This is a genomic window from Bisbaumannia pacifica (genome assembly GCF_007989625.1).
Lineage (GTDB): Bacteria > Pseudomonadota > Gammaproteobacteria > Pseudomonadales > Halomonadaceae > Bisbaumannia > Bisbaumannia pacifica.
In genome coordinates this window covers 134245-160078 of the sequence record NZ_BJUK01000002.1, presented here as the reverse complement: position 1 = coordinate 160078, position 25834 = coordinate 134245, and the positions used below count along the sequence as shown (strand labels likewise).

The following is a 25834-nucleotide window of genomic DNA, read 5'->3' as shown; positions in this document are numbered from 1 at the left end:
TCAACGCCGAACGCCTCGCCGAGCTGGAACGGCTGCCCGGCTGCGCCGGGGTCAAGGTGTTCATGGGCAGCTCCTTCGGCGACTTGCTGGCCGATGACGACACCGTGCTGCGGCGTATCCTGCGTCATGGCCGGCGCCGTCTGGCCGTTCACGCCGAGGACGAGGCACGGCTGCGCGAACGCCGCGTCCTGGTGGAGGCCAGCGGCGACGTCTGCGATCATCCCCGCTGGCGCGATCCACGAAGCGCGCTGATGGCCACCCGGCGCATCGTGGCGATGGCCGCCGAAAGCTGGCGCAGGCTGCACGTGCTGCATGTCTCCACCGCCGACGAGATGGCCTACCTGGCCCACCACAAGCGCCGGGTCAGCGTCGAGGTGACCCCCCACCACCTGACGCTGTGCGCGCCGGAGTGCTACCGACGCCTGGGCAGCCTCGCCCAGATGAACCCGCCGGTGCGCGACGACGGGCATCGCCAGGCGCTGTGGCGGGCGATTCGCGATGGCGTGGTGGATGTGATCGGCAGCGACCACGCCCCCCACACCCGCGAGGAGAAGGCCAGGCCCTACCCGGACTCGCCCAGCGGCATGACCGGCGTACAGACCCTGGTCCCCATCATGCTGGAGCACGTGCACCAGGGCCGGCTCAGCCTGCCGCGGCTGGCGGACCTGACCAGTGCCGGGCCGGCCCGGCTATTCAGCATCGAGGGCAAGGGACGCATCGCGCTGGGTTACGACGCCGACCTGACCCTGGTGGATCTGAGCGCCCGGCGCACCATCTCCGATGCGTGGATCGCCAGCGTCAGCGGCTGGACGCCCTACCACGGCCAGTCGGTGACCGGCTGGCCGATCACCACGGTGATCCGCGGCCGGACGGTCATGCGCGACGAGGCGCTAGTCGGCCGTCCTCAGGGCCAACCCATGGCGTTTCTCGAGGGGACGCCAACCCCAAGCGTCGAAAACCCGGCGAGCCGCTAGGCAGCGGCATCGCCTTTGGCTAATCTGGGCACAGGGCCATAAGCCCGTTCAAGCGACGCCACTACCCCTGGTGTGCGCATAACAATGAGTCACCCCACGAAGGGACCCTGCCATGTTCGATCATCCCGACTTCGACCACCACGAACAGGTGGTCTATGGCTGTGACGAGGCCAGCGGCCTCAAGGCGATCATCGCCATTCACAACACCCACCTGGGCCCCGCCCTGGGCGGGCTACGCGTTTTCCCCTATGCCAGCGACGGCGAGGCCCTCAGCGATGTGCTGCGGCTCTCCCGGGGCATGAGCTACAAGTCGGCCCTGGCCGGCCTGCCCCTGGGCGGAGGAAAGGCAGTCATCATCGCCGACCCCAGGCGCGACAAGACCCCGGCGCTGATGCGTGCCATGGGTCGACTGGTGGAGCGCCTGGGCGGACGCTATATCACCGCCGAGGATTCCGGCACCGGCGAGGCGGACATGCAGTGGATCGCCGAGGAGACCACTTATGTCACCGGCCTGCGCCGCAGCGAGGACGAGTCCGGCGACCCCTCGCCCTTTACCGCGCGGGGCGTCTTCCACGGTCTGCAGGCCGCGGTGCGCCACCGTCTGGGACGGGACGATCTCGACGGTGTGCGCGTCGCGATCCAGGGCGTCGGCAGCGTCGGCGCCCACCTGGCACGCCAGCTCAAGGCGGCCGGTGCCGAGCTGGTGATCAGCGATATCGACGCCACCGCCGTGGCCCACCTGGCCGAGGAGCTCGGCGCCGCGACGCTGCCCCCGGAGGCGATTCTGGATGCCGATGTCGATGTCTTCGCCCCCTGCGCGCTCGGTGGCGCCATCGATGAGGCCGCCTGCCGACGCCTCAAGGCGAAGGTGGTGGCCGGGGCCGCGAACAATCAGCTGGCGACGCCCGCCGCCGGCGAGGCCCTGCATCGGCGCGGCATTCTCTATGCACCGGACTACGTGACCAATGCCGGCGGCGTGATCGAGGTAGCCTGGCAGCGCCGTAGCGACTACGACCGCCAGGCGGTTATCGCTCAGGTGGAGCGCATCGGCACGACCCTGGCGACGATCTTCGAACGCGCCAGTCGGGAAGGCGAGCGCCCCGAGCAGGTCGCCGACCGCCTGGCCGAGGAACGCTTTCGCCCCGACCGCCCCCGAGCCGCCTAAGGCTTCCGGCCGGCACCCTCAACGCCGAGGCCGCGCCCATTGGGCGCGGCCTCGGTGGTTTACGGGGAGGCCCTGACTCCGGCAAGTCGTGATTACCTACCACGGCGGTTATGGGTCACTGACGCGATCATTCCAGCAATGCGTAGTTACCTGCCACGGCGATTATCGACACCGGCGCGATCATTCCATCAATTCATGCTTGACCACCACGGCGGTATTGCGTGGGGTGATGGTCTTGTGGCGGGCCAGCAGGTGGCACTTGGTAAAGGCCGCGCCATACAAAAGAATCAGCGATGAGTAATACACCCACAGCAGGATGACCACCACGGAGCCGGCGGCACCGTAGGTCGAGGCGGTGGCGGTATAGGCCAGGTAGCTGGCGATGCCATAGCGCCCCAGGGCGAAGAGCAGTGCCGTAACCAGGGCGCCGACCAACACATCCCGCCAGCTCAGCACCACGTCCGGCAGGACCTTGAAGATGGTGGCGAAGAGCGCCGCGATCATCGCCAGGGAGATCAGGAACTCGGCGCTGCCGGCCAGCATTCCCACCGCCGGGACCAGGTTCTCGGCATGCCCGAGCAGGCTCTTCACCATGACGCCGAAGGCCAGCGAGACCAGCAGGATAAAGCCGATAGCCAGCACGATGGTCAGCGACAACACCCGATTCTTGAGAAAGACAAAGAGACTGTTGCTGCTGGGCCTGGCGGTCACCCCCCAGAGGGTATTGAGGGAGAACTGCATCTGGGCGAAGACGGTGGTGGCACCCACTAGCAGGGCGCCAACACCCAGCAGGGTGGGCAGGAGCCCCGACTCCTCGATCCGCGACTGAGCCACCGCCTGTTCGATGGCGGCGGCGGCATCATGCCCCATGGTGCCCTGGAGCTGGGCGACGATCTGCCCCTGGGCGGCCTCCTCGCCCAGCACCACGCCGATGACGGTGACCGCGATGATCACCGTGGGCGCCAGGGAGAAGAGCGTATAGAAGGCCAGGGAGCCGGCATAACTGAAGGCATTACGCTCCAGCCACAGGCGAATGGCGTCATGCACGATCCGCCACCAGAAGATCACCGTTTCCTTGATCACACCGCGCTCCTTTCATCTTGGCCAAGGTGGCCAGCATACCGTAAGGCCACCTCGGATGCCGAACGCCGTGCTCACGGGGCACCGGTTGCCGGCCGCCGGGGGGCTCTCCATAATAGGCGCCACCGATCCTGGCGGAGTTCTCCATGTCCCCTACCCCCTCCGGGTACGATTTTGATTGCCTGGTCTTTATCGGCCGTTTCCAGCCTCCCCACCTCGGTCATCTGGCGGTGATCCACGAGGCCCTCAAACGGGCTCGTCAGGTCATCGTGCTGGTGGGCTCGGCCTGGCAGGCACGCTCGCTGCGCAATCCCTGGCGCTTCGAGGAGCGTCACGATCTGCTGCGTAGCTGCTTCGACCCGGAGGAGAATGCCCGCCTGGAGGTCGCGCCTCTGCTCGATGCCCTCTACAACGACGATGTCTGGGTGCGTGACGTGCAACGCAAGGTGCGGGATATCGCCAGCCCGAGCCACGGCAGGCTGCCACGCATCGGGTTGATCGGCGCCAGTCGCGGTCAGTCGAGCTACTACCTGACGCTGTTTCCCCAATGGGAATCGGTGAGCGTGCCCCTGGTGGAGGGAATCGCCGCCACCCAGATCCGCGAGCGCCTGTTCCGCTCGCCCTCCTCGGCCGCGGACTACCTCTCCACCGGCGCCCACCACGACCTGCCCCCCAGCATTCATCACACCCTGGTGGGGTTCGTGGAACGCTCGGAGGCCTTCCAGCGCCTGCTCGAGGAGCAGCACCTGCTCAATCAGTACCGCAAGGCCTGGGAACAGGCGCCCTACCCGCCCATCTTCGTCACCGTCAATGCGGTGGTGGTGCAATCGGGTCATGTGTTGCTGGTGCGCCGCGGCGCGGCGCCGGGCAAGGGGCTGCTGGCCCTGCCGGGGGGCTTTATCAATCCCCACGAGCGGCTACTGGACGCCTGCCTACGGGAGCTTCGCGAGCGGGTGCGCCTCAAGGTTCCGGAGCCGGTACTCAAGGGTTCGCTGCGCGGCCAGCGCCTCTTCGACGAGCCCCACCGTAGCTGGCGGGGCCGCACCCTGGCCGAGGCCTTCTACTTCGCCCTGCGCCCCGAGCAGCAACTGCCCCAGCTCAAGCCCGCCAAGGGGGGTGAGCAGGCCCGCTGGGTGGCCCTGGCCGACCTGGAGCCGGAGAGCCTCTTCGAGGATCACTTCTTTATTATCCAGAACTTCCTGGGCCTACCCGCCGACTTCGGTACCCCCTGAATTACCGCGGGGGAGTGGATCGGGTAAGCCACAGGCGCATCCGACGCCGATGTCGGATGCGCTCGCCCGGACTCACTTATCCGACCTACCCCTGCAGGAAGTCGCGCGGCAGCTTCATCATCTGCCGCCATAGCTTCTCGACGCCCGGCTTGTGTACCAGGGAGCAGCGATACAGGCGAATCTCGAGGGGCACGTCCCAGGCGGTGTCTCCGGCGCGCACCAGCCGGCCACTGGCCAGCTCCTCACGGATGCAGAAATCGGGAATCCAGGCCATGCCCACGCCCTGCATCACCATGCCCTTGAGGCCTTCCGCCATGGCCGTCTCGTAGACGGTGCGCAGTCGCAGGCGCAGCGGATCGTTCTTGAGCAGCATCCGCACGCTGCGCCCCAGGAAGGCGCCCTGGGTGTAGGAGAGATAGGGAATCGATGCCTCCCCCTCCAGCGGGAAGCGCGGCTCGCCGTCGCCATCGGGCAGACAGACCGGAATCATCTTGACCTGGCCGATGGAGAAGGAAGGGAAGACCTTGGCGTCGAGCTGCATGGTGGCATAGGGGTCGTAGTAGCCCAGCATCAGGTCGCAGTTACCCTCCCGCAGCACATGGATCGCCTCGCCCATGTTCATGGCCACCAGCCGGGTGGGCAGCTCGCCGGTGCCCTGCTGCAGCCGCGAGATCCACTGCGGATAGAAGGTCAACGCCAGGGAGTGGGCGGCGACGATGTCCAGGGCCTCATTGGCCATGGAGACGCCACGCAGGTGGCCCAGGCACTCATTGAGCTGCTCCACCAGGTGGCGCGCCGTGACCAGGAAGAGCTGGCCTTCGGGGGTCAGGCCCACCGGGGTGGTAGAGCGGTCGACCAGGGTCACCCCCACCGCCTGCTCCAGGGAACGAATCCGCCGGCTGAAGGCGGGCTGGGTCACATGGCGCTGCCGCGCCGAGCCCGAAAAACTGCGGGTATTGGCCAGGGCGACGAAGTCTTCCAGCCATTTGGTTTCGAGGTTCACCACGACTCCCGATGGACGACAGGACAAACGGCGGCCCGGGAAGCCGGCGGATGACGCCCGGCAGCCTCCCAGGGCCGCACCGAAGCGGGTAATTTAGCGGTAAGTCGATACCAGGCCAAGGGGCCGGGTCGGCTTTTCGTAAACCGGCCGCCGCGGAGTGCGCTTGTCACTGGATCGGCGACATTAGATAGGCGGCACGGGAGAGCAACTTGCGCCACAGGGCCCGCCCCTCGATCTCCGCATAGTCGATACGCCGACAGGCGGCGAAGTCCTGCTCCAGCATCAATCGCACCTCGGCGGCGAAACGGCGATCGGGGACGAAGGCGGTGATCTCGAAATTGAGCCGGAAGGAGCGGTTGTCCAGGTTGATGGTGCCGACGCTGGCACTATGGTCATCGATCAGCATCACCTTCTGGTGCAGGAAGCCCGGCTGGTAGCGGTAGACCTTGACCCCCGCCTTGAGCATGTCCGGCAGGAAGGAGAAGGCCGACAGGAAGACCAGCAGGTGATCGGGACGCTCGGGGATCATGATGCGTACGTCCACCCCACGCATGGCGGCCAGGCGCAGGGCGTCCTGCACCCCCTGATCCGGCACGAAATAGGGGCTGGTCACCCAGAGCCGCTCCTCGGCACTGTGAATGGCCTGCTGCACCAGCAGGCTGGCGGTATCCTGGCGGTCGGCGGGGCCGGAGGGCACGATCACCACGTTCTGGCACTCCTCGCAGGTGCTGCGCGGCCGCCACTCTAGGCTCAAGACCTCGCCGGTGGCCCAGTGCCAGTCCTCCCAGAAGGCCTCCTGGAGGCCCAGGACGCTGGGCCCCTCCAACTGCAGATGCGTATCCCGCCAGGGCCCATGACGCGCACTCTTGCCCAGGTACTCCACGCCGACATTGTGCCCCCCCAACCAGCCCCGTTGACCGTCGACCACCATCACCTTGCGGTGATTGCGGAAATTGAGCTGGAAGCGGTGACGCACCCCCCGCGAGGAGTTGAAGGCGGTGACATGCACCCCCGCCTCCGCCAGGTCCTTGAGGTAGCCGTCCCCGAGCTTGTGACTGCCGATCTCGTCATAGAGGAAATAGACCCGTACACCACGCTCGGCGGCCCGCTCGAGGCGGCGCTTGAAATCATAGCCCAGGGGGTCGTCACGGACGATAAAGAACTGCACCAGCAGGTACTCCTCGGCGGCCTCGATGCCGGCGAAGAGGCTTTCGAAGGTGGCCTCGCCATCGATCAGCAGCCGGGTGCGATTGCCGCTGGTCAGGGGCATCATGGCCAACTGCTCCACGGCGCGGATATCGCCATGCCCCGGGTCGGCCCGGTAGGGCTCAAGGCGCCGACGATAGTCGACCAGCACCCGGCGCAGCACGGTATCGCGTTCGCCCCGGGCGGAGACATAGCCGTAGAATCGCGGGCGACCGAAGACCCAGTAGGCGGGCAGCGCCACGTAGGGAAAGGTGATCAGGCTGATGATCCAGGCCACGGCGCCCTGGGAGGTGCGACTGGACATCAGCGCGAGCAGTGCCGACAGCAAACCCAGCAGGTGTACCAGGAAGATTCCCAGGCCCAGCAACCAGGCGGTCATGGCAGGCTCCTTCTGCAAGACGGCGGTGGCCCCGTGGGCCCGGCGAGGCTCGCCGGGCCCACGGGGCCACCCAAGACTATCAGAATGTACGGCGGGGTTCGCCTCAGGAGACCTTCTCGGCGATGATCTCCTTCCACTTGGCGGGGCCGGTCTGGTGCACCGAGGTCCCCTGGCTGTCCACCGCCACGGTCACCGGCATGTCCTCCACCTCGAACTCGTAGATGGCCTCCATGCCCAGGTCCTCGAAGCCCACCACGCGGGACTGCTTGATGGCCTGGGCCACCAGGTAGGCGGCGCCGCCCACGGCCATCAGATAGACTGCCCGGTTATCGCGGATCGCCTCGATGGCCGCCGGGCCGCGCTCGGCCTTGCCGACCATGCCCAGCAGGCCGGTCTCCTCGAGCATGGTGCGGGTGAACTTGTCCATGCGCGTCGCCGTGGTGGGACCGGCCGGGCCAACCACCTCGTCGCCCACCGGATCCACCGGGCCCACGTAGTAGATAAAGCGCCCTTTCAGGTCCACCGGCAGGGACTCGCCCTTGCCGATCATGTCGACCATGCGCTTGTGGGCGGCATCGCGACCGGTGAGCAGCTTGCCGTTGAGCAACAGGGTGTCGCCAGGCTGCCAGCTCTGCACCTCTTCCGGGGTTATCGCGTCCAGGTTGACGCGCTTGACGTTGTCGCCGGCCTCGCGGGTGATCTCCGGCCAGTCCTCCAGCTTGGGGGCCGGCAGGGCCGCGGGGCCGGAGCCGTCGAGGGTGAAATGGGCGTGACGGGTGGCGGCGCAGTTGGGGATGATCGCCACCGGCTTGTTGGCGGCGTGGGTCGGGTAGTCCTTGACCTTGATATCCAGCACCGTGGTCAGCCCGCCCAGGCCCTGGGCGCCGATGCCGCTCTGGTTGACCTTGTCGAACAGCTCGAGACGCAGCTCCTCGGCGCGAGTGGAGGCGCCGCGGGCCTGCAGCTCCTGGATATCGATGGGATCGAGCAGCGCCTCCTTGGCGATCTCCATGGCCTTCTCGGCGGTACCGCCGATGCCGATGCCCAGCATGCCGGGCGGGCACCAGCCGGCGCCCATCTTGGGCAGCTGCTCCAGCACCCAGTCGACGACGTTATCGGAGGGGTTGAGCATGGCGAACTTGGACTTGGCCTCGCTGCCGCCGCCCTTGGCGGCCACATGCACCTCGACGCGATCGCCGGGGACGAGCTTGTGGTGGATGATCGCCGGCGTATTGTCACCGGTGTTCTTGCGAGCCCCGTCCGGGTCGGCCAGCACCGAGGCGCGCAGCACGTTATCGGGGAGCTGGTAGGCGCGACGCACCCCCTCGTTGACCATGTCATCGAGGCTCATCTCGGCGTCCCACTGGACGTTCATGCCCACGTGAACGAAGACGGTGACGATGCCGGTGTCCTGGCAGATCGGGCGATGGCCCAGGGCGCACATCCGCGAGTTGATCAGGATCTGGGCGATAGCATCCTTGGCCGCCGGATTCTCCTCCCGCTGGTAGGCTTCATGCATGGCATCGATGAAGTCCTTGGGGTGGTAATAGGAGATGTACTGGAGGGCGTCGGCCACGCTCTGGATCAGGTCATCCTGGCGGATCACGGTCATTAGGAGGAACTCCTTGGCTAGTCGGGTCGTGCCCATGGCCCATCGAGGCGCGGGCCATTAGGCGGCGAAGAGTATACCCGATCGCCCCTGGCTGCGGTACGCCCTACCCCCAAGGTCGCACCGGGCGGGATCTTATAAAAGGAGATAACGGTATAAATCAGTGATACCCTGGGCCCTTAGACGGCCCCCAAGGCCAGCTGGCGCTCCTTGAGTTCGTGCAAGCGGTCGCGCAGGCGCGCCGCCTCCTCGAACTCAAGGTTCTGGGCCGCCTCGAACATGGCGTCCTCGACCCGGGCCAGCTCCTTGTGCAACGCCTCGGGAGACAGCGCGGCGGGATCATAGGCCCCCTGCGGTTCGGCCACCTTGCGCTCGCCACGCCGGCGGCTGCCCTTCTTGCCCGGGGCCTGGGCCGCCTCGAGGATGTCCGCCACCGAACGGGTCACCGTCTGCGGCGTGATGCCGTGCTCCTCGTTGTGGGCCAGCTGCTTGGCGCGGCGCCGCTCGGTCTCCTCCATGGCGCGGCGCATGGAATCGGTGATGCGATCGCCGTATAGCAGCGCCTTGCCGTTGGCGTTGCGCGCCGCCCGGCCGATGGTCTGGATCAGCGATCGTTCGGCGCGCAGGAAGCCCTCCTTGTCCGCGTCGAGGATGGCCACCAGGGAGACCTCGGGAATATCCAGGCCCTCGCGCAGCAGGTTGATCCCCACCAGCACATCGAACTCGCCGAGGCGCAGGTCGCGGATGATCTCGACCCGCTCCACGGTATCGATATCCGAGTGCAGGTAGCGCACCCGCACGCCGTGCTCGTCCAGGTAGTCGGTGAGGTCTTCCGCCATGCGCTTGGTCAGGGTGGTCACCAGCACCCGCTCCCCCACCGCGGTGCGGAGATGGATCTCCGAGAGCAGGTCATCCACCTGGGTGGAGGCCGGCCGCACCTCGATCTGCGGGTCCACCAGGCCGGTGGGACGCACCACCTGTTCCACCACCTGGCCGGCATGTTCCGCCTCGTAGTTGCCCGGCGTGGCGGAGACGAAGATGGTCTGGGGACAGATCGCCTCCCACTCCTCGAACTTCATGGGCCGGTTATCCAGGGCCGAGGGCAGGCGGAAGCCGTACTCCACCAGGGTCTCCTTGCGGGAGCGGTCACCCTTGTACATGCCCCCCACCTGGGGAACGCTGACGTGACTCTCGTCGATAAACAGCAGGGCATCGTCCGGCAAGTAGTCGAAGAAGGTGGGCGGCGGCTCGCCCGGGGCCCGCCCGGAGAGGTAGCGGGAGTAGTTCTCGATGCCGTTGCAATACCCCAGCTCCAGCATCATCTCCAGGTCATAGTGGGTGCGCTGCTCCAGCCGCTGGGCCTCCACCAGCTTGTCGTGCTTGCGCAGCCAGTCGAGGCGCTCGACCAGCTCCGCCTTGATCGACTCGGTGGCCTCGAGGATGGTCTCCCGGGGCGTCACATAGTGACTCTTGGGGTAGATGGTCATCCGCGGCACCTGGCCGCGTACCTCCCCGGTCAGCGGATCGAAGAGGCGAATGGAATCGATCTCGTCATCGAAGAGCTCGACGCGCACCGCCTCGTCCTCGGCGTCCGCCGGGAAGATATCGATGACGTCGCCGCGCACCCGATAGGTGCCGCGTTTGAAGTCCATGTCGTTGCGGGTGTACTGCAGCTCCGCCAGGCGGCGCAGGAAATCGCGCTGATGGATCAGCTCGCCGCGAGTGAAGTGCAGGCGCATCTTGAGGTACTGGTCGGGATCGCCCAGGCCGTAGATGGCCGACACCGAGACCACGATCAGCGCATCGCGCCGCTCCAGCAGCGCCTTGGTGGCGGAGAGACGCATCTGCTCGATATGGTCATTGATCGAGGCGTCCTTCTCGATAAAGGTGTCCGAGGCGGGCACATAGGCCTCGGGCTGGTAGTAGTCGTAGTAGGAGACGAAGTATTCGACGGCGTTATCGGGAAAGAACGCCTTGAACTCGCCGTAGAGCTGCGCCGCCAGGGTCTTGTTGGGGGCCATGACGATGGTCGGTCGCTGCAGCCGCTCCACCACATTGGCCATGGTGAAGGTCTTGCCCGAGCCGGTGACCCCCAGCAGCGTCTGATGGGCAAGCCCCGCCTCCAGGCCCTGGACCAGGCCCTCGATGGCCCTGGGCTGGTCGCCGGCGGGCCGAAACTTGGATGCCAGTCGAAAGGACTTGCTCATGCGCTTGCCTCCATCGGACGCCTGGGGAACACCCCGAAAGATAACGGTATAAGATCGATCGGAACGCTACTTGGCCCGGACCCCGAGCTTCTTGAGCTCGCCGAGCAGTGCCTGGCGGCTGACGCGCCCTTCTACCTCGGCGCCATGACGCCCCACTTCGACGCTCTCGACGCCATCCATCATCATCAGGGCGGTGGTGATGCGGTTGATCAGTTCGACGCCTTCGACGCCCTCGAATTCCAGGGAATAGTGAGCCATGGCCCTACCTCGGTTACGCCAACGAAAAGAGCCTGGCAGTTTAGCATGCCCATCGCCTCGCCTTGAGCCCCATCGACCGCCACCCTCTCGCCAATCGGGTCGCCACGAGGATCGGCCCCGGGGGGGCGCCTGCGGTATCATGGCCCTATCGAGTCGATGCACCACCGCCAAGGAGATCCCGATGATTGATTGGAGTGTTTTGGACAGGGTTCGGGTCGTGGATGACGAACACCTCGATTTCCCCACCCCGGAACCGGCCCGTCGCGCCCTGGATGCCACCGTGATCGCCCCGCTGGCTCACCTGGGCGTCCTGGAGATCCAGGGCAGCGACGCGGCTCGCTTCCTGCAGGGACAGACCAGCGCTCAGGTCGACCTGGCCGATGGCGACTTCGCCCCCCTCACCTGCTTCTGCTCGGTCAAGGGGCGGGTGCTGGCCAATGCACAACTGCTGCGCCGCGGGGAGCAGACCTACTGGCTGATCCTCTCCCGGGACCTGGTCACGCCCCTGGCGGAGCACCTGGGCAAGTTCGCCCCCTTCTACCAGGCCAGCCTGACGCCGCGGGACGACATTGCCCTGCTGGGGCTGATCGGCCAGGAAGCCCCGGCCCTGGCCGAAGCCCGCCTGGATATGGTGCCGCCGGCCATCTGGCACCAGGTAGCCCATGAAGAGACCCTGGTGCTGCGCCACCCGGGGCCGCGCCCCCGGCTGCTGCTGGCGCTCCCCGAGGCCGCCCTGGCCGACACCTGGCGGACCCTGGGCGCCCAGGCCCAGCCGGTGGGCAACGCCATCTGGCGCCTGCACGATATCCAGGCGGGGCTGGCCTGGCTAGGCGCCGAGCAGGCCGATGCCTATCTGCCGCAGATGATCAACTGGGAGGCGCTGGGCGGTATCAGCTTCAAGAAGGGTTGCTACACCGGTCAGGAGGTGGTAGCGCGGGCGCACTTCCGCGGCCAGGTGAAGAAGCGCCTGGTGCGCGCCCAGTTGGAGGGCGACCGGCTGCCGGCCCCGGGGAGCGCGGTGGAGGACGCCGCCGGCAAGTCCCTGGGGGACGTGCTCAGTGCCGAGCTGGACGCCTATGGTCAGCCGGAAGTGCTGGCGGTGCTCAGCACCAAGGAAGACCTGGGCCCCCTGTCGGTGGCAGGGCAGCCCCTCAAGCGCCTCAAGCTGCCCTACCCCATCGAGCGCCTCGACCCCGAGGCACTCGCCGACAAGGGCTGAGCCGCGCCGGCTGCCACATCAGCGCGGCGCCTCGAGGCCGAAGAGGCGTCGCGCGGTGGCGCTGCTATCCGCCGCCACCCGCGTCGGCGACTGCCCGCGCAATCTGGCCACCGCCCGACACACCTCGGCGACCCGGGCCGGCTCGTTGCGCTCGCCGCGATGCCCCGCCAGGGGCATATCGGGGCTGTCGGTTTCCAGCACATAGCCATCGTCCGGCAGGCTCGCCACGGCGCGATGCAAGCGCTTGGCGCGGTCATGGGTCAGGGCGCCGCCCAGTCCCACCACGAAGCCCAGATCGATAAAGCACCGGGCCTGCTCGGGGGAGCCGGCGAAGGCATGGATCAGCCCCCCTTGAGGAGGCGCCAGCTGGCGCAGCCGCTTGGCCATCAGGTCATTGATCCGCACACAGTGAATCACTAGGGGCAAGCGATGCGCCTTGGCCAGGCGCACCTGGGCCTCGAAGAGCCGCCACTGAGCCGCCAGGGTGTCGCTAAAACGACCATCCACGCCACACTCCCCCAGCGCCACGATGCGCGGCCCGTCACTCGGCTCGGCTAAGGCCTCGACCAGGGCCGCGTCCAGGGCCTCCGGGTCATCGTCGCCATGCGCGTCGAGAAAGTAGGGGTGCAGCCCCAGGCAGACGCTGATGTCGTCACGACGTCCCAGCGCCAGCACGTCCGGCCAGCGAGCCCGAGTGGTCCCCGGCACCACCAGATGCCCCACCCCGGCCTTATGCGCCCGCGCCAGCACCGCCTCGCGGTCGGCATCGAAGTCGGGGAAATCCAGATGGCAGTGGGCGTCGATTAGCATAAGTACAAGCTACAAGGGGCAAGCACCAAGGAGCAAGGTTGGCGCTCCCGGGCGCTTGCCCCTCGGGGCTTAGCGGTTCGCTTAGTGTTCCCGCGTGGGCTGGAAGCGGATCTCCGGCCAGCGCTCCTGGGTCATCTGCAGATTGACCCGGGTGGGGGCGATATAGGTCAGGTAACCGCCACCATCGATGGCCAGGTTGGCGCTGGCCTTGCGCTTGAACTCCTCGAGCTTCTTGGCATCGTCGCTATAGACCCAGCGGGCGGTCTGGACGTTCACCGCCTCGTAGACGCAGTCGACCTTGTACTCCTCCTTGAGGCGGTGGGCCACCACGTCGAACTGCAGGCTACCCACGGCGCCGAGGATCAGCTCGTTGTTGTCCAGCGGCATGAACAGCTGGGTGGCGCCTTCCTCGGAGAGCTGCTGCAGGCCCTTCTGCAGGGCCTTCATCTTCAGCGGGTCCTTGAGCTGCACGCGCTTGAAGAGCTCCGGGGCGAAGTGGGGAATGCCGGTGAAGCGCATGTCCTCGCCGAGGGTGAAGGTATCGCCGATCTGGATGGTGCCGTGGTTGTGCAGGCCGATGATATCGCCGGGCCAGGCCTCTTCCACCTGGGCCCGGTCCGAGGCCATAAAGGTCAGGGCATCGGCGATCTTCACGTCCTTGCCGATCCGCACATGGCGCATCTTCATGTTCTTCTCGTACTTGCCCGAGCAGACCCGCAGGAAGGCGATGCGGTCGCGGTGCTTGGGATCCATGTTGGCCTGGATCTTGAACACGAAGCCGGTAAAGCGACCGTCCTCGGCCTCCACCGTGCGCGCATCGGTCTCCCGGGGCTGGGGCGCCGGGGCATACTCGACGAAGCCGTCGAGCATCTCGCGCACGCCGAAGTTGCCCATGGCGGTGCCGAAATAGACCGGGGTCAGCTCGCCGCGACGGTAGGCATCGAGATCGAACTCGTGGGAGGCGCCGCGCACCAGCTCCACCTCCATGCGCAGCTCCTCGGCCTGATCCTCGCCGAGCACGGCGTCCACTTCGGGATTATCGAGCCCCTCGATGCGCTTGTCCTCGGGAATGCGATTGCCCTGACCCTGGGTATAGAGATGGATGGTGTCGTTGTAGAGGTGGTAGACGCCCTTGAAGTGACGCCCCATGCCGATCGGCCAGGTCATGGGCGCACACTGGATATTGAGCACCGTCTCGACCTCATCCATCACCTCGATGGGGTCGCGGATATCCCGATCCATCTTGTTGATAAAGGTGAGGATCGGCGTGGTGCGCAGGCGACACACCTCCATCAGCTTGATGGTGCGATCCTCGACGCCCTTGGCGCCGTCGATCACCATCAGCGCGGAATCCACCGCGGTCAGGGTGCGATAGGTGTCCTCGGAGAAATCCTCGTGGCCCGGGGTATCGAGCAGGTTGACGATGCGCCCGCCATAGGGAAACTGCATCACCGAGGTGGTCACCGAGATGCCCCGCTCCTGCTCCATCTTCATCCAGTCGGAGGTGGCGTGGCGGTCGGCGCGCTTGCTCTTCACCGAGCCGGCCATCTGGATGGCGTTTCCGAACAGCAGCATCTTCTCGGTGATGGTGGTCTTGCCCGCATCCGGATGCGAGATGATTGCGAAAGTGCGTCGTAGCCCGGCTTCGTGGGCCAGCTGTTGGTCTTGCATTATCCGCTGTCGCCTATCTGTATTCGCCCCGGGGCTCGCCAAGGGCAGCGAGCGGGGCGATGGGTGTCGGTTGGCGCGCATTGTAGCTTGCCCGGCCCCGGCTTGTCGCCAGGACCGCAACCGCCGGCTCGACAGCAAAACGCCGCCCGGGTGGGCGGCGCAAACAGAGGCCGGGGCGACCGATTCCTACGACACGGCCGCCAGGCAAGGGCCCCTCAGTCGGCGGGCTTGGCGGTGGCCTGGTCGAGAAATGCTTCGCTGAGGTAGAGCTCGTCATTGCTGTTGACGCTGACGCCGCGGGCGAGGATCTGCTCGGCGATGGCCTTGGCCTCGTCCAGGGAGTGCATGGTGTAGGTACCGCACTGGTACTCGTTGAGCTCGGGAATCTGGTCCATGCCGGGCACCTGGAGCACGTCCTGCATGGCGGCCTTCCAGGCCTCGGCGACCCGGGCCTCCTCGGGGGTACCGATCAGGCTCATGTAGAAGCCGGTGCGGCAGCCCATCGGCGAGATATCGATGATCTCCACGTTATCGCCGTTGAGGTGGTCACGCATAAAACCGGCGAAGAGGTGCTCCAGGGTGTGGATCCCCTTCTCGGAGAGCAGCTCCTCGTTGGGCACACAGAAACGCAGGTCGTAGACGGTGATGGGATCGCCGGAGGGGGTCTGCATGGTCTTGGCGATGCGCACCGCCGGAGCCTGCATGCGGGTATGATCGACGCGAAAACTGTCCAGCAGGGGCATTGAAACCTTTCCTTATCCTGGTCGAATCGACGAATGGGGTAACTGGAGTGCTATGGTAACGCCATCGTTACCCACAAGGAACTCACCCATGGAGTGGAACCCCGCCTATCTCTGACTGCTCCATGGAACTGATTTCTCCCGGACTGATCGTGGCGATCGGCATCCTGATCATCGCCAAGAGGCCGCCGCCATGGCGCAGGGCCAGCGCTCAGGAGTAATGCCAGGACTCGGCTTGCCCCCACCCGCGCCGATCTCCCCCGGCGCGGGTGCGACAACCTGCCCCGGCCCAAGGCTCGCGGGCCACGCCGAGCGCTCCGGCAATGCGGTATCATAAGCGCACCGACCGGATGGAGCCCCCATGCAAGCCGCCCTGCCCCTGCCGCTATCGACCCCCAACCGCAACCTGGTGCGCCTGACCTTCGTGCGCGGCATCACCTGGACCGGTTTCCTGGGCATGATCATCTTCGGCATCGAGGTGCTGGGCTTCGAGCTCAGCACCCTGCCGGTGGTGGCGGTGATCATCGCCATGGGACTGATCAATATCGCCACCTGGTGGCGACTCAGCCGCCCCCGGGCGGTCACCGATACCGAGTACCTCGGCCATCTGCTGGCGGATATCACCGGCCTGACCCTGCTCTTCTACTTTACCGGCGGCTCCACCAATCCCTTTATCACCTACTACCTGGTGCCGGTGACCATCGCCGCCGCCACCCTGCCCTGGCTCTACGCCTGGATCACCGCCAGCGGCGCCATGGCCGGCTACACCTTCCTGATGGTGTTCTACGAGCCGGTGCCCCAGCTCAGCCACGGCGCCCTGGGGCCGGGCGCCCTGATCGGCGACGTCAACCTGCATGTGCTGGGGATGTGGATCAACTTCGGGCTCTCGGCCAGCCTGGTGACCTTCTTTATCTTCAAGATGGCTCATGCCCTGCGGCGCCGGGACCAGACCCTGTCGCGCACCCGGGAGGCGGCCCTGCGCAACGAGCAGGTCCTGGCGGTGGCCACCCAGGCGGCGGGCACCGCCCATGAGCTCGGCACGCCGCTCTCGACCATGGCGGTACTGCTCAAGGAGATGCGCCAGGACGCCGCGGGACACCCCCACCTGGAGGCGGATATCGACCTGCTCCGCCAGCAGGTCGACACCTGCAAGACGCGCCTCCAGGCGCTGGTGGCCAATGCCGATCGACGACGCCTGGCGGAACCCGAGCTCGCCTCCGCCGAGGCCTGGCTGCGTGGGGTGATCCAGCGCTGGCTGGTGCTGCGTCCCGATGTCAGCCACCGCTTCGAGATCGCCGACCGGCGCGGCACACCGAATATGGCGGTGGACACCACCCTGGAGCAGGCGCTGCTCAACCTGCTCAACAACGCCGCCGACGCCAATCCCCAGGATATCTCCATCAGCCTCGACTGGAACGCCGAGGAGGTGATCATCGACATTCGCGATCACGGCCCCGGGGTGGCGATGTCCATCGCCGACCAGTTGGGAGACACCTTCGTCTCCACCAAGTCCAAGGGCATGGGGATCGGCCTGTTCCTGACCCACTCCACCATCAACCGCTTCGGTGGCGGAGTCAGCCTGTACAATCACGAGGAGGGTGGCACCCTGACCGAGGTGAAGCTGCCCCGCCAGGCGCCCGGTGACGCCTGACCCCCGACGAGAGAGGAGCCCATGAGCGAGAGCCCCGAACGACTGCTGATCATCGACGACGACGAGATGTTCTGTCATGTGATGGAGCGTGCCATGAGCCGCCGTGGCTATGAGGTGCTGGTGGCCCACGATGCCGAAGAGTCCCTGGCCAAGGCGCGCCAGGCGCCACCGGCCCTGGCCACCCTGGACCTGAAGCTGGAGCACGACTCCGGCCTCAAGCTGCTACCCGAGCTGCTCGAGGTGGCGCCCGCCTGCCGGGTGGTGGTGCTGACCGGCTACTCGAGCATCGCCACCGCCGTGGAGGCGATCAAGCTGGGGGCCGTCAACTACCTGTGCAAGCCCGCCGACGCCGACGAGATCCTCGCCGCCTTCGACAAGCAGGGAGGCGACCCGGACGCCGAGCTGGCCGACAACCCGCCCTCCATCAACCGGGTCACCTGGGAGCATATCCAGAAGGTGCTCCAGGAGCATGACGGCAATATCTCCGCCACCGCCCGGGCCCTGGGGATGCACCGCCGGACGCTGCAGCGCAAGCTGCAGAAGCGTCCCGTACGGCGATAACTTCCCGCCAGCTCGCGGCCTATTCCGCCGGGGTCATGACCCGCGCCAGCAGATGCTGGGCCAGGCGACTGGCCTCGGCGGAGGAGTCCAGGTCTCTCAGGTCATCGAGCAGCTCACAGCACCACAACCCGTCCCCCTCGCCCAGATCGACCGGCTCGAAGGGGTAGCCGCCGCCGGGCAGGTCGACCAGGCGAGGCGGCGCCTCGGCATCGAAGCCCCCCGGCGTCGGCGACACCAGCACCAGGGAGAGCGAGACCGGCGTCAGCAGGGCCCCGCACCACTCCCCGGCGAAGGGCTGGAAACAGAGCAGGTCGACCCGCAAGCGGTCGTTGTAGTGGGGCGAGCGGTGGATCTCGGCGGCAAAACGCTGCGAATAGCGCTGCGCCAGCTGCTGCAAACGGGCGTAGTCGTCGGCGCTCAGGGCCTGCATGGCATCTCTCCGGCATATCGAGCGGCCAGTATAACGGCGCCTCCGTCGAGGTCACACCTATCGCAGTGAGTCCCCTTTTCGCTCTAAGGCCTAGAGGCAGGCCATCGCCGGGCACGGCAATCCCCCCATGATTCCAGCGGCGATGCTAGGCTTGGCAAGCAAGCCCGTTTACTCAAGGAGTCAGCATGGACCTCTCCCAACGCCTCGCCCGCGCCCAGGCCCTGGCCGAAGCCGCCGGCGAGATGATCGTCGCCGCGCGCCGCGATCACGGCTTCTCCACCCGCATGAAGGCGGGCCAGGAACTGGTCACCGATGTGGACCTCGCCGTGGACGAAGCGATTCGCGATGGCCTGGATCGGGACTTCCCCGACGAGGCACGACTCACCGAGGAGCTCGCCCCGGATCGCGAGGCCATGCAGCAGTCGGGGCCACTGTGGGTGGTGGATCCCATCGACGGCACCGTCAACTTCGCCCACGGCCTGGCCCATGTGGCGGTCTCCATCGCCTGGATGGAACACGGCAAGGCGCAATTGGGGGTGGTGCATGCCCCCTTCCTGGGCCAGACCTTTACCGCCATGCGCGGCCAGGGGGCCTTCCTCAACGGGCAGCGGATCCGCGCCAGCCGCGCGGACCGGCTCGCTAGCAGCCTGGTCGCCACCGGCTTCCCCTATCGTCGCGACAGCCGCGCGCCCCTGTTGCGGCGTCTGGCGGCGGTGCTCGACCGCTGCCGCGATGTGCGGCGCAACGGCTCGGCGGCCCTGGATCTGTGTGACGTGGCCTGCGGCCGCCTGGACGCCTACTACGAGAGCGTCTCGCCCTGGGACTTCGCCGCCGGCCTGCTGATCGCCCGCGAGGCCGGCGCCAGCGCCGGCCACCTCTACCCCTGCCCCAGCGGCCTGCACGAAGAGCTCTATGGGGAGAATCTGCTGGTGACCGCCCCGGCCATCCATGACGCCCTGGGCGAGCTGCTACGCCTGGCCGACGAGGATCGCTATGAGCCGGGCCAGGGCGATTGATCCAGCCGGGAGCCTAAGCGCCGATAAGCCGGCCCAATGGCCGATGTAGCCAGGCCCTATTGGCCAAGCGGGGGGCGATCGGAGACAATGGCGCCAGATTTTTCGATACCCCCGGTTTTTCTAGAGGAGAGAATCATGTTCGTTGCCATCTTCGGTCGTCCCGGTTGCCCCTTCTGCGTGCGTGCCAAGGAGCTCGCCGAGCGCCTCAGCGAGGCCAAGGCCATCGAGGGCTTCCGCTACATCGATATCCACGAAGAGGGCATCACCAAGGCCGACATGGAGAAGACCATCGGCAAGCCGGTGGAAACCGTGCCGCAGATCTTCGTCGGCCAGACCCATATCGGCGGCTTCACCGAATTCGACCAGTACGTGCGCGACCAGGCCCTGCTGCCGGAAACCTCCGCCCAGTAAGCGCCGGCGCCTCTCGCCAACGGCCCCTCGGGGCCGTTTTTTATTGCGACGCCACCCACTCCGATGACCTGGATCAAGTCACTCCCCTTACTCCCTCGCCCGCCATGGCCTAGAGTGAGACTCTCGATTGTCACTCTAGGGAGTCAGTGCCATGGAAGCCCAGCCCCGTCCCGGTGAGCGTCACCGCCGCCTGATCGTCAATGCCCATGGCCTGCCGGCCCTGCGCACCGCCGTGGTCCATCCCTGCGACGAGGCCTCCCTCGGTGGCGCACTGGCCGCCTGGCGCGAGGGGCTGATCCAGCCGGTGCTGGTGGGTCCGCGGCGACGCATCGTCGCCGCCGCCGAGGCCATCGACTGGGACCTGGAGGGCATCGAGCTGATCGACACCCCCCACAGCCACGCCTCCGCCGAGCGCGCCGTGAGCCTGGCCGCCGAGGGCACGGTGGAGGCGCTGATGAAGGGCGCCCTGCATACCGACGAGTTGATGTCGGCGACCCTTGCCCGCCGGGCCGGACTGCGCACCGAACGCCAGATGAGTCATGTCTACGCGCTCGACGTGCCCAGCTATGGCCTGCCGCTGCTGATCACCGACGGCGCCCTGCATATCGCCCCGGATCTGACCGCCAAGCGCGATATCGTCCAGAACGCCATCGACCTGGCCCGCGCCATGGGCATCGATCGCCCCCGGGTGGCCCTGCTCTCCGCGGTGGAGACGGTGCGTCCCACCATCCCCTCGACCCTGGAGGCCGCCGCCCTGTGCAAGATGGCCGAGCGCGGCCAGGTCGAGGGCGGCCTGCTCGACGGTCCCCTGGCCATCGACAATGCCGTGTCGCTGGCCGCCGCCCACAGCAAGCACCTGCACTCCGAGGTGGCGGGGCAGGCCCATGTGCTGGTGGCGCCAGACCTGGAGGCCGCCAATATGATCGCCAAGTTGTTGATTCATCTGGCCGGCGCTCAGGCGGCGGGACTGGTGATCGGGGCCCGGGTGCCGATCATGCTGACCAGCCGCTCCGACGACTGCCAATCACGCCTGGCCTCGGCGGCCCTGGCCCTGCTGCTGGCCCGCTATTATCAGCGCCAGGACGCGGCGGACGATGAGTGAGCGATCCATGGCCTACCCGGGAGACTGGCGATGACGGCACCACGGCACCTGATCCTCAACGGCGGCTCCTCGACCCTCAAGTTCGCGCTCTATGAGGGCGAGGCGCGCCGCCTGCGCGGGCTGATCGAGCGCATCGGTGCGACGCCGCGGCTGCGCCTCTCCCAGGCCCCCGCCGGCCTCTCGCCCCCCGCGGCCCTCGCGGCGCCGGACACCCCCGCCGCGGCCGCGGCACTGCTCGACTGGCTGGCGGCGAGTGAGGAACTCACGGGCCTCGACGCCATCGTCCACCGGATCGTCCATGGGGGGCGCGACTTCGCCGCTCCGGTGATCCTGGACGAGGCGACCCTGGCCCGCCTCGACGCCCTCTCGCCCCTGGCGCCGCTGCATCAGCCCCAGGCCCTGGCGGTGGTGCGCGCCTGCCGCGAGCGCCTGCCCGGGCCACTTCAGATCGGCTGCTTCGATACCGCCTTCCATCACGACCAGCCGAGGCTCCATCAGCTGTTCGCCCTGCCCCGGGCGCTCAGCGAGGAGGGCATCCTGCGCTACGGCTTCCACGGCCTCTCCTATGCCTATATCGCTCGGCGCCTGGCCGAGCTCGACGGCGATAAGGCCGGCGGCCGTGCCATCGTCGCCCACCTGGGCCAGGGCGCCAGCCTGTGTGCCATGCACCGAGGCCGTAGCCTGGCCACCACCATGGGCTTTACCGCCCTGGACGGACTGATGATGGGCCGGCGCTGCGGCGCCCTGGACCCGGGGGTCGTGCTCTACCTCCAGCAGCAGCGCGGCTGGGATATCGGGCGAATCGAGCGGTTGCTCTACCACGACAGCGGCCTGCTGGGGGTCTCCGGCCACTCCGACGATATGCGCGACCTGCTGAGCCGCCAGGATGCGGCCTGCCAGGAAGCGGTGGATCTCTTCGTGCATCGCCTGGTCCGCGAGATCGGCGCCCTGGTGGCGGTCCTCGGCGGCCTCGACACCCTGGTGTTTACCGCCGGCATCGGCGAGCATGCCGCGCCGATTCGCCAGCGGGTCTGCGAGGCGCTGGCCTGGCTGGGCGTGGCGCTGGATCCCGAGCGCAATGCCGCGCATGGGCCACGCCTGGACCGCGGTCACGGGCCGAGGCTCTGGGTCCTGGCCACCGACGAGGAGGCCGAGATGCGCCAGGAGGCCATGACGCTGATGCGAGCGACCGACCGCTAGCCCGCGAGCCGAGAGGCCCTGTCCCACCGCCGAAGGACCGCGCCAAGCGCCGGGGCCCGCGTTCTCCCCTCGTTGAAAGCTTAAGATCGCCGCCCACCTATACTCGAGCCATATCCAGGGTGAGGAGCGACCAGGCAATGCAACGGGACGAATTCCTACAACAGCTGTGGCTCGACTATGTGCACCAGCATCCCGAGATCGGCGCGCTTCGCCTGTGGCCCCTGGAACAGTCGCCGGAGTACCTGGCCCTGCTGACCCTTAACCACGGCAACTTCTCGGCGGCCGCCCTGTTGCCCACCCTGAGTCATTTCGGCTATCGCCGCTGCGAACACTATGCCATGGCCGACCGGGGCCTGCTGGTCACCCTGCTGGCGCCGCCCGATGACGGCCCCTGGCTGGCCCTGGGCGAACTGCAGCTGGGCACCCTGACCCGCGAGCCGCGCGCCGAGCTCCAGGCCCTGATCGACCAGGCGCACCGAGAGGACTGCCGCGGCCAGAACCTGCTGTGTCGCGGGCGCCCCTGGCCGATGCCCAGTTGGGACGGCTACCGGCGTCTGCTGGCCGCCCATCCCATCGCCGCCTGGCTGGCGGTGATGGGGCCACGCCTACACCATGTGGGCTTCGATTGCGATCGCCTGGGTAGCCCCATCGAACGGCTGGACGACGAGCTTCAGCAGGCCGGCCTCGACGGCGATGCCGACCGCCACCACGGCATCTTCCCGGTCTCGGCGCTGCTCCAGTATCGCTTCTACGCCACCGGCTCCCGCCGCCTGGCCTTCGCCGACGGTGACGAGCACCGCATTCCCCTGGGCGGCCTGGCCCTGGTCCAGCGCTGCCTGGTCGGGGGCCAGGAACGCGCCGCCGAATTGCTGCTGCCCAGTCATACCCGTTGCGAGCTGGCCTAAGCCTGGCGGTAGAATCAATGTGCGGGAGGGGCCCGACCGGCTGCCCGCGATACCCACGCCACCCGTTGCGAGCTGGCCTAAGCCTGGCGGTAGAATCAATATGCGGGAGGGGCCCGACCGGCTGCCCGCGATACCCACGCCACTCGTTGCGAGCTGGCTTAAGCCTGGCGATACCCACGCCAGCCGTCGCGAGCTGGCCTAGTTCAACGGCGAGGCCGCGGTTATGCACAGTTTCTGTGGATAACGCTGTGCAAAGCGCCTGCACAGGGAGCGCCCGGCGGGAGCCGCAGGGACACCGTCACGACTTGGTCAGTTTTTCGTCATCAGACGTTCAATAACCCCTGGGCCAACGATAAACGCCCGGGCAGGCCCGGGCGTTGCTTGTTAGGAGGCGTCGTCTGGCTCGAAGACCGCCTGACTCGAAGGTCATCTCCGGTACTTCCTCCTGGACGATGATGCGCCGGCGGTCTTCTCGGCGATCTCCTCGACGCTGAGGCCGATGCGAGAGGCGCGCCTAGTCGAAGGTCATCTCCGGCACCTCGTCCGGGACGATCAGGCGACCGGCGGTCTTCTCGGCGATCTCCTCGACGCTGACCCCTGGGGCGCGTTCCTTGAGGATAAAGGCGCCGTCCTCGATCTCCAGGTAGGCCAGGTCGGTGAGCACGCGCTTGATGCAGCCGGCGCCGGTCAGCGGCAGGGTGCACTCGGAGAGCAGCTTGGATTCGCCATGCTTGGAGGCGTGGGTCATGGTGACGATGATGTTATCCGCCCCGGCCACCAGGTCCATGGCGCCGCCCATGCCCTTGATCAGCTTGCCGGGCACCATCCAGGAGGCGATATTGCCCTGCTGATCCACCTCGAAGGCCCCCAGCACGGTGAGGTCCACGTGACCGCCACGGATCATGGCGAAGGATTCCGCCGAGGAGAAGATCGCCGCCCCGGGACGGGCGGTCACCGTCTGCTTGCCGGCGTTGATCATGTCCGGGTCCACTTCCTCCTCGGTGGGAAAGCGGCCCATGCCCAGCAGGCCGTTCTCGGACTGCAGCATCACGTCCATGCCCTCGGGCACATAGTTGGCCACCAGGGTGGGAATGCCGATACCGAGGTTGACGTAGAAGCCGTCCTGGAGTTCGCGCGCCACGCGCTGCGCCATCTGTTCGCGGGTCAGTGCCATGCTGTGTTGCCTCTTGTCTGGGGGAGAAGCCCGGCGATGCCGGACACTCGGAGTCGCTGTCGACGCCGGATCGCAGTCTCAGTCGCGGACGGTGCGCTTCTCGATGCGCTTCTCGAAGCTGCCCTGGATAATGCGATCCACGTAGATGCCGGGCGTATGGATCTGGCTGGGATCCAGCTCGCCGGGCTCGACGATCTCCTCCACCTCGACCACGGTGATGCGTCCGGCGGTGGCGGCCACCGGATTGAAGTTCTGGGCGGTATGGCGATAGACCACGTTGCCGTAGCGGTCGGCCTTCCAGCCCTTGACGATGGCGAAGTCGCCGGTGATGGCCTCTTCAAGGATATGCGGGCGCCCATTGAACTCGCGCACCTCCTTGCCCTCGCCCACCGGGGTACCGTAGCCGGTGGCGGTATAGAAGGCGGGGATGCCGGCGCCGCCGGCGCGCATCTTCTCGGCCAGGGTGCCCTGAGGCGTCAGCACCACCTCGATCTCGCCGTCGAGCATCTGGCGCTCGAACAGCGCGTTCTCGCCCACGTAGGAGGCGAGGATCTTCTTGATCTGGCGGTCTTCCAGCAACACGCCGAGGCCGAAACCATCGACGCCACAGTTGTTGGAGACCACGGTAAGATCGCGCACGCCGCGACGCTTGATCTCATCGATCAGGTTCTCGGGGATGCCACACAGCCCGAAGCCGCCGGCGATCACGGTCATGCCGCTCTCGATGCCCGCCATGGCGTCTTCATAGGAGTAGACCCGCTTATCGAATCCGGCCATTGCTCTGCCTCGTCTTGGTGTCGGAGATGTGCCCCAGTGTTGCCCCGGACAATATATTTGTTAAGTTTGTTTTTTTTATGAATTGATTTACTAGCCATATAAATCACGGAGCCGAAGGCGATGACCGTCAAGCAGCTGCGGGCCTTCCTGGCGGTGGCCCAGACCCTGAGCTTTACCCAGGCCTGCGAGCGCCTGCACCTCTCCCAGCCGGCGTTGAGCCTGGCCATCAAGGGGCTGGAGGAGAGCCTCGGCGGGCCGCTGCTGATCCGCAGCACCCGCAGCGTGCGCCTGACCCCTGAGGGGGAGTCCCTGGTGCCCCTGGCCAAGCGGTTGCTGGCGGAGTGGGACAACACCGAGGAGCTGTTGCGCCAGCGCTTTACCCTGCAACTCGGTCGGGTGGCGGTGGCCGCCATGCCCGCCTTCGCCTGCAATCTGCTGCCGGCGGCGCTGATGGCCTTCCGCCGCCACCACCCGCGTATCACCGTGACGGTGCATGACGTCATCAACGAGCAAGTGATCGAGATGGTGCGCCGCGGCCAGGTGGAGCTGGGCATCGCCTTCGCCCCCGAGGCCGAGCGCGGCCTGACCTTTACCCCGCTGTTCGAGGATCGCTTCGTCGCGGTGGTCCCCGCGGACTCGCCGCTGGCCGAGGCCGGCACCCTGCGCTGGGCCGACCTGCTGGCCTATGACCTGATCACCCTGCAGCGCCCCTCCATGGTGCGTTTGCTGCTGGAGTCGGAGCTGGCCGCCCAGGGCATCGAGCTGGCCGTGACCTTCGAGAGCCATCAGCTGGTGACGGTGGGGCGCATGGTGGCCAGCGGCCTGGGGGTCAGCGCGGTGCCGGCCCTGTGTCGCCAGCAGATGCACGAGCTGGGTGCCCGCTGCCTGCCCCTGGAGGCGCCGGTTATCTCGCGTCCGGTGGGGGTGCTCTGCCCCGCCGGCCAGGAGCTCTCGGTGGCGGCCCAGGCGCTACGCGAGATCCTCGCCGAGCCGCTACGGGGCATGGCATAACAATGGCGGCAGGACGTGATAGCAGGATGAGAGACCGGGCCGC

At 67.1% G+C, this 25834-nt stretch carries 24 protein-coding genes; 12 read left to right on the top strand and 12 right to left on the bottom strand.

From position 1 onward, the window contains the following. The coding region (locus HPA02_RS01465) for a dihydroorotase (RefSeq protein ID WP_146801160.1) at nt 1-974 on the top strand (974 nt) is incomplete at its 5' end. Nucleotides 975-1086: 112 nt separating this feature from the next. After that, the gene (locus HPA02_RS01460; RefSeq protein WP_146801158.1) at nt 1087-2139 is read left to right on the top strand and encodes a Glu/Leu/Phe/Val family dehydrogenase; all 1053 of its coding nucleotides are present in this window, start codon (nt 1087-1089) and stop codon (nt 2137-2139) included. A 180-nt stretch (nt 2140-2319) separates the two neighbouring features. Here the strand turns inward: HPA02_RS01460 and HPA02_RS01455 are convergent, their stop codons facing one another. Continuing rightward, on the bottom strand, nt 2320-3222 hold the full coding sequence (locus HPA02_RS01455) for a YihY/virulence factor BrkB family protein (RefSeq protein WP_146801156.1): 903 nt from the start codon (nt 3220-3222) through the stop codon (nt 2320-2322). Nucleotides 3223-3365: 143 nt separating this feature from the next. Between HPA02_RS01455 and HPA02_RS01450 the strand changes: the two genes are divergently transcribed. After that, nucleotides 3366-4451, top strand: a complete 1086-nt coding sequence (locus tag HPA02_RS01450) for a bifunctional nicotinamide-nucleotide adenylyltransferase/Nudix hydroxylase (protein ID WP_146801154.1) — start codon at nt 3366-3368, stop codon at nt 4449-4451. Nucleotides 4452-4536: 85 nt separating this feature from the next. Here HPA02_RS01450 and HPA02_RS01445 read toward each other — a convergent pair whose 3' ends face one another. The 5 genes from HPA02_RS01445 to HPA02_RS01425 all read right to left on the bottom strand — a co-directional run bounded on the left by HPA02_RS01445 (nt 4537) and on the right by HPA02_RS01425 (nt 11113). Beyond that, nucleotides 4537-5454, bottom strand: a complete 918-nt coding sequence (locus HPA02_RS01445; protein WP_146801152.1) for a LysR substrate-binding domain-containing protein — start codon at nt 5452-5454, stop codon at nt 4537-4539. Between the two features lie 166 nt (nt 5455-5620). After that, nucleotides 5621-7039 (bottom strand): cardiolipin synthase, encoded by a 1419-nt coding sequence (gene cls / locus HPA02_RS01440; protein ID WP_146801150.1) that lies wholly within the window; start codon nt 7037-7039, stop codon nt 5621-5623. A 103-nt stretch (nt 7040-7142) separates the two neighbouring features. Beyond that, on the bottom strand, nt 7143-8651 hold the full coding sequence (locus tag HPA02_RS01435; RefSeq protein ID WP_146801148.1) for a fumarate hydratase: 1509 nt from the start codon (nt 8649-8651) through the stop codon (nt 7143-7145). 176 nt (nt 8652-8827) lie between these two features. Then, nucleotides 8828-10855, bottom strand: a complete 2028-nt coding sequence (gene uvrB / locus HPA02_RS01430) for an excinuclease ABC subunit UvrB (protein WP_146801146.1) — start codon at nt 10853-10855, stop codon at nt 8828-8830. A 66-nt stretch (nt 10856-10921) separates the two neighbouring features. Then, nucleotides 10922-11113: a hypothetical protein gene (locus HPA02_RS01425; protein WP_146801144.1), complete on the bottom strand. Its 192-nt coding sequence runs from the start codon at nt 11111-11113 to the stop codon at nt 10922-10924. Nucleotides 11114-11330: 217 nt separating this feature from the next. Here HPA02_RS01425 and ygfZ point away from each other — a divergent pair, with 217 nt between their 5' ends. Continuing rightward, the gene (ygfZ, locus tag HPA02_RS01420; protein ID WP_307725123.1) at nt 11331-12332 is read left to right on the top strand and encodes a CAF17-like 4Fe-4S cluster assembly/insertion protein YgfZ; all 1002 of its coding nucleotides are present in this window, start codon (nt 11331-11333) and stop codon (nt 12330-12332) included. Between the two features lie 18 nt (nt 12333-12350). Here the strand turns inward: ygfZ and HPA02_RS01415 are convergent, their stop codons facing one another. From HPA02_RS01415 to luxS, 3 genes are all read right to left on the bottom strand, one after another. Next, complete coding sequence (locus tag HPA02_RS01415) at nt 12351-13142, bottom strand: TatD family hydrolase (RefSeq protein WP_146801140.1); 792 nt, start codon at nt 13140-13142, stop codon at nt 12351-12353. 81 nt (nt 13143-13223) lie between these two features. Next, on the bottom strand, nt 13224-14813 hold the full coding sequence (locus HPA02_RS01410; protein WP_146801138.1) for a peptide chain release factor 3: 1590 nt from the start codon (nt 14811-14813) through the stop codon (nt 13224-13226). 215 nt (nt 14814-15028) lie between these two features. Beyond that, nucleotides 15029-15556: an S-ribosylhomocysteine lyase gene (gene luxS / locus HPA02_RS01405; protein WP_146801136.1), complete on the bottom strand. Its 528-nt coding sequence runs from the start codon at nt 15554-15556 to the stop codon at nt 15029-15031. A 358-nt stretch (nt 15557-15914) separates the two neighbouring features. Between luxS and HPA02_RS01400 the strand changes: the two genes are divergently transcribed. Both HPA02_RS01400 and HPA02_RS01395 read left to right on the top strand, forming a co-directional pair. Further along, nucleotides 15915-17204 (top strand): ATP-binding protein, encoded by a 1290-nt coding sequence (locus tag HPA02_RS01400; protein ID WP_146801134.1) that lies wholly within the window; start codon nt 15915-15917, stop codon nt 17202-17204. Nucleotides 17205-17225: 21 nt separating this feature from the next. Then, a complete protein-coding gene (locus HPA02_RS01395) occupies nt 17226-17765 on the top strand; it encodes a response regulator transcription factor (RefSeq protein WP_146801132.1) in 540 nt (179 codons plus the stop codon). A gap of 19 nt (nt 17766-17784) precedes the next feature. Here HPA02_RS01395 and hybE read toward each other — a convergent pair whose 3' ends face one another. Further along, on the bottom strand, nt 17785-18195 hold the full coding sequence (gene hybE, locus HPA02_RS01390) for a [NiFe]-hydrogenase assembly chaperone HybE (RefSeq protein ID WP_146801130.1): 411 nt from the start codon (nt 18193-18195) through the stop codon (nt 17785-17787). Nucleotides 18196-18380: 185 nt separating this feature from the next. Between hybE and HPA02_RS01385 the strand changes: the two genes are divergently transcribed. The 5 genes from HPA02_RS01385 (at nt 18381) to HPA02_RS01365 (ending at nt 22829) form a co-directional block, all read left to right on the top strand. Next, nucleotides 18381-19211: an inositol monophosphatase family protein gene (locus tag HPA02_RS01385; protein ID WP_146801128.1), complete on the top strand. Its 831-nt coding sequence runs from the start codon at nt 18381-18383 to the stop codon at nt 19209-19211. 135 nt (nt 19212-19346) lie between these two features. Next, nucleotides 19347-19622, top strand: a complete 276-nt coding sequence (locus HPA02_RS01380) for a GrxA family glutaredoxin (RefSeq protein WP_146801125.1) — start codon at nt 19347-19349, stop codon at nt 19620-19622. Between the two features lie 151 nt (nt 19623-19773). Beyond that, nucleotides 19774-20724, top strand: a complete 951-nt coding sequence (locus HPA02_RS01375; protein WP_146801123.1) for a bifunctional enoyl-CoA hydratase/phosphate acetyltransferase — start codon at nt 19774-19776, stop codon at nt 20722-20724. A 30-nt stretch (nt 20725-20754) separates the two neighbouring features. Beyond that, nucleotides 20755-21924, top strand: coding sequence for an acetate/propionate family kinase (locus tag HPA02_RS01370; protein ID WP_146801121.1), 1170 nt, complete (start codon nt 20755-20757; stop codon nt 21922-21924). 137 nt (nt 21925-22061) lie between these two features. Beyond that, nucleotides 22062-22829 carry a VOC family protein gene (locus tag HPA02_RS01365; RefSeq protein WP_146801119.1) on the top strand — a complete coding sequence of 256 codons (768 nt, stop codon included), beginning with the start codon at nt 22062-22064 and terminating at the stop codon, nt 22827-22829. A gap of 514 nt (nt 22830-23343) precedes the next feature. On the opposite strand, the gene HPA02_RS01360 is transcribed toward HPA02_RS01365, so the two are convergent. Together HPA02_RS01360 and HPA02_RS01355 are read right to left on the bottom strand one after the other, a co-directional pair. Further along, the gene (locus HPA02_RS01360; protein WP_146801117.1) at nt 23344-24003 is read right to left on the bottom strand and encodes a CoA transferase subunit B; all 660 of its coding nucleotides are present in this window, start codon (nt 24001-24003) and stop codon (nt 23344-23346) included. A gap of 78 nt (nt 24004-24081) precedes the next feature. Continuing rightward, the gene (locus HPA02_RS01355; protein WP_146801115.1) at nt 24082-24780 is read right to left on the bottom strand and encodes a CoA transferase subunit A; all 699 of its coding nucleotides are present in this window, start codon (nt 24778-24780) and stop codon (nt 24082-24084) included. A 120-nt stretch (nt 24781-24900) separates the two neighbouring features. Here HPA02_RS01355 and HPA02_RS01350 point away from each other — a divergent pair, with 120 nt between their 5' ends. Beyond that, nucleotides 24901-25791: a LysR family transcriptional regulator gene (locus HPA02_RS01350; RefSeq protein ID WP_146801113.1), complete on the top strand. Its 891-nt coding sequence runs from the start codon at nt 24901-24903 to the stop codon at nt 25789-25791. Nucleotides 25792-25834: the final 43 nt, after the last annotated feature.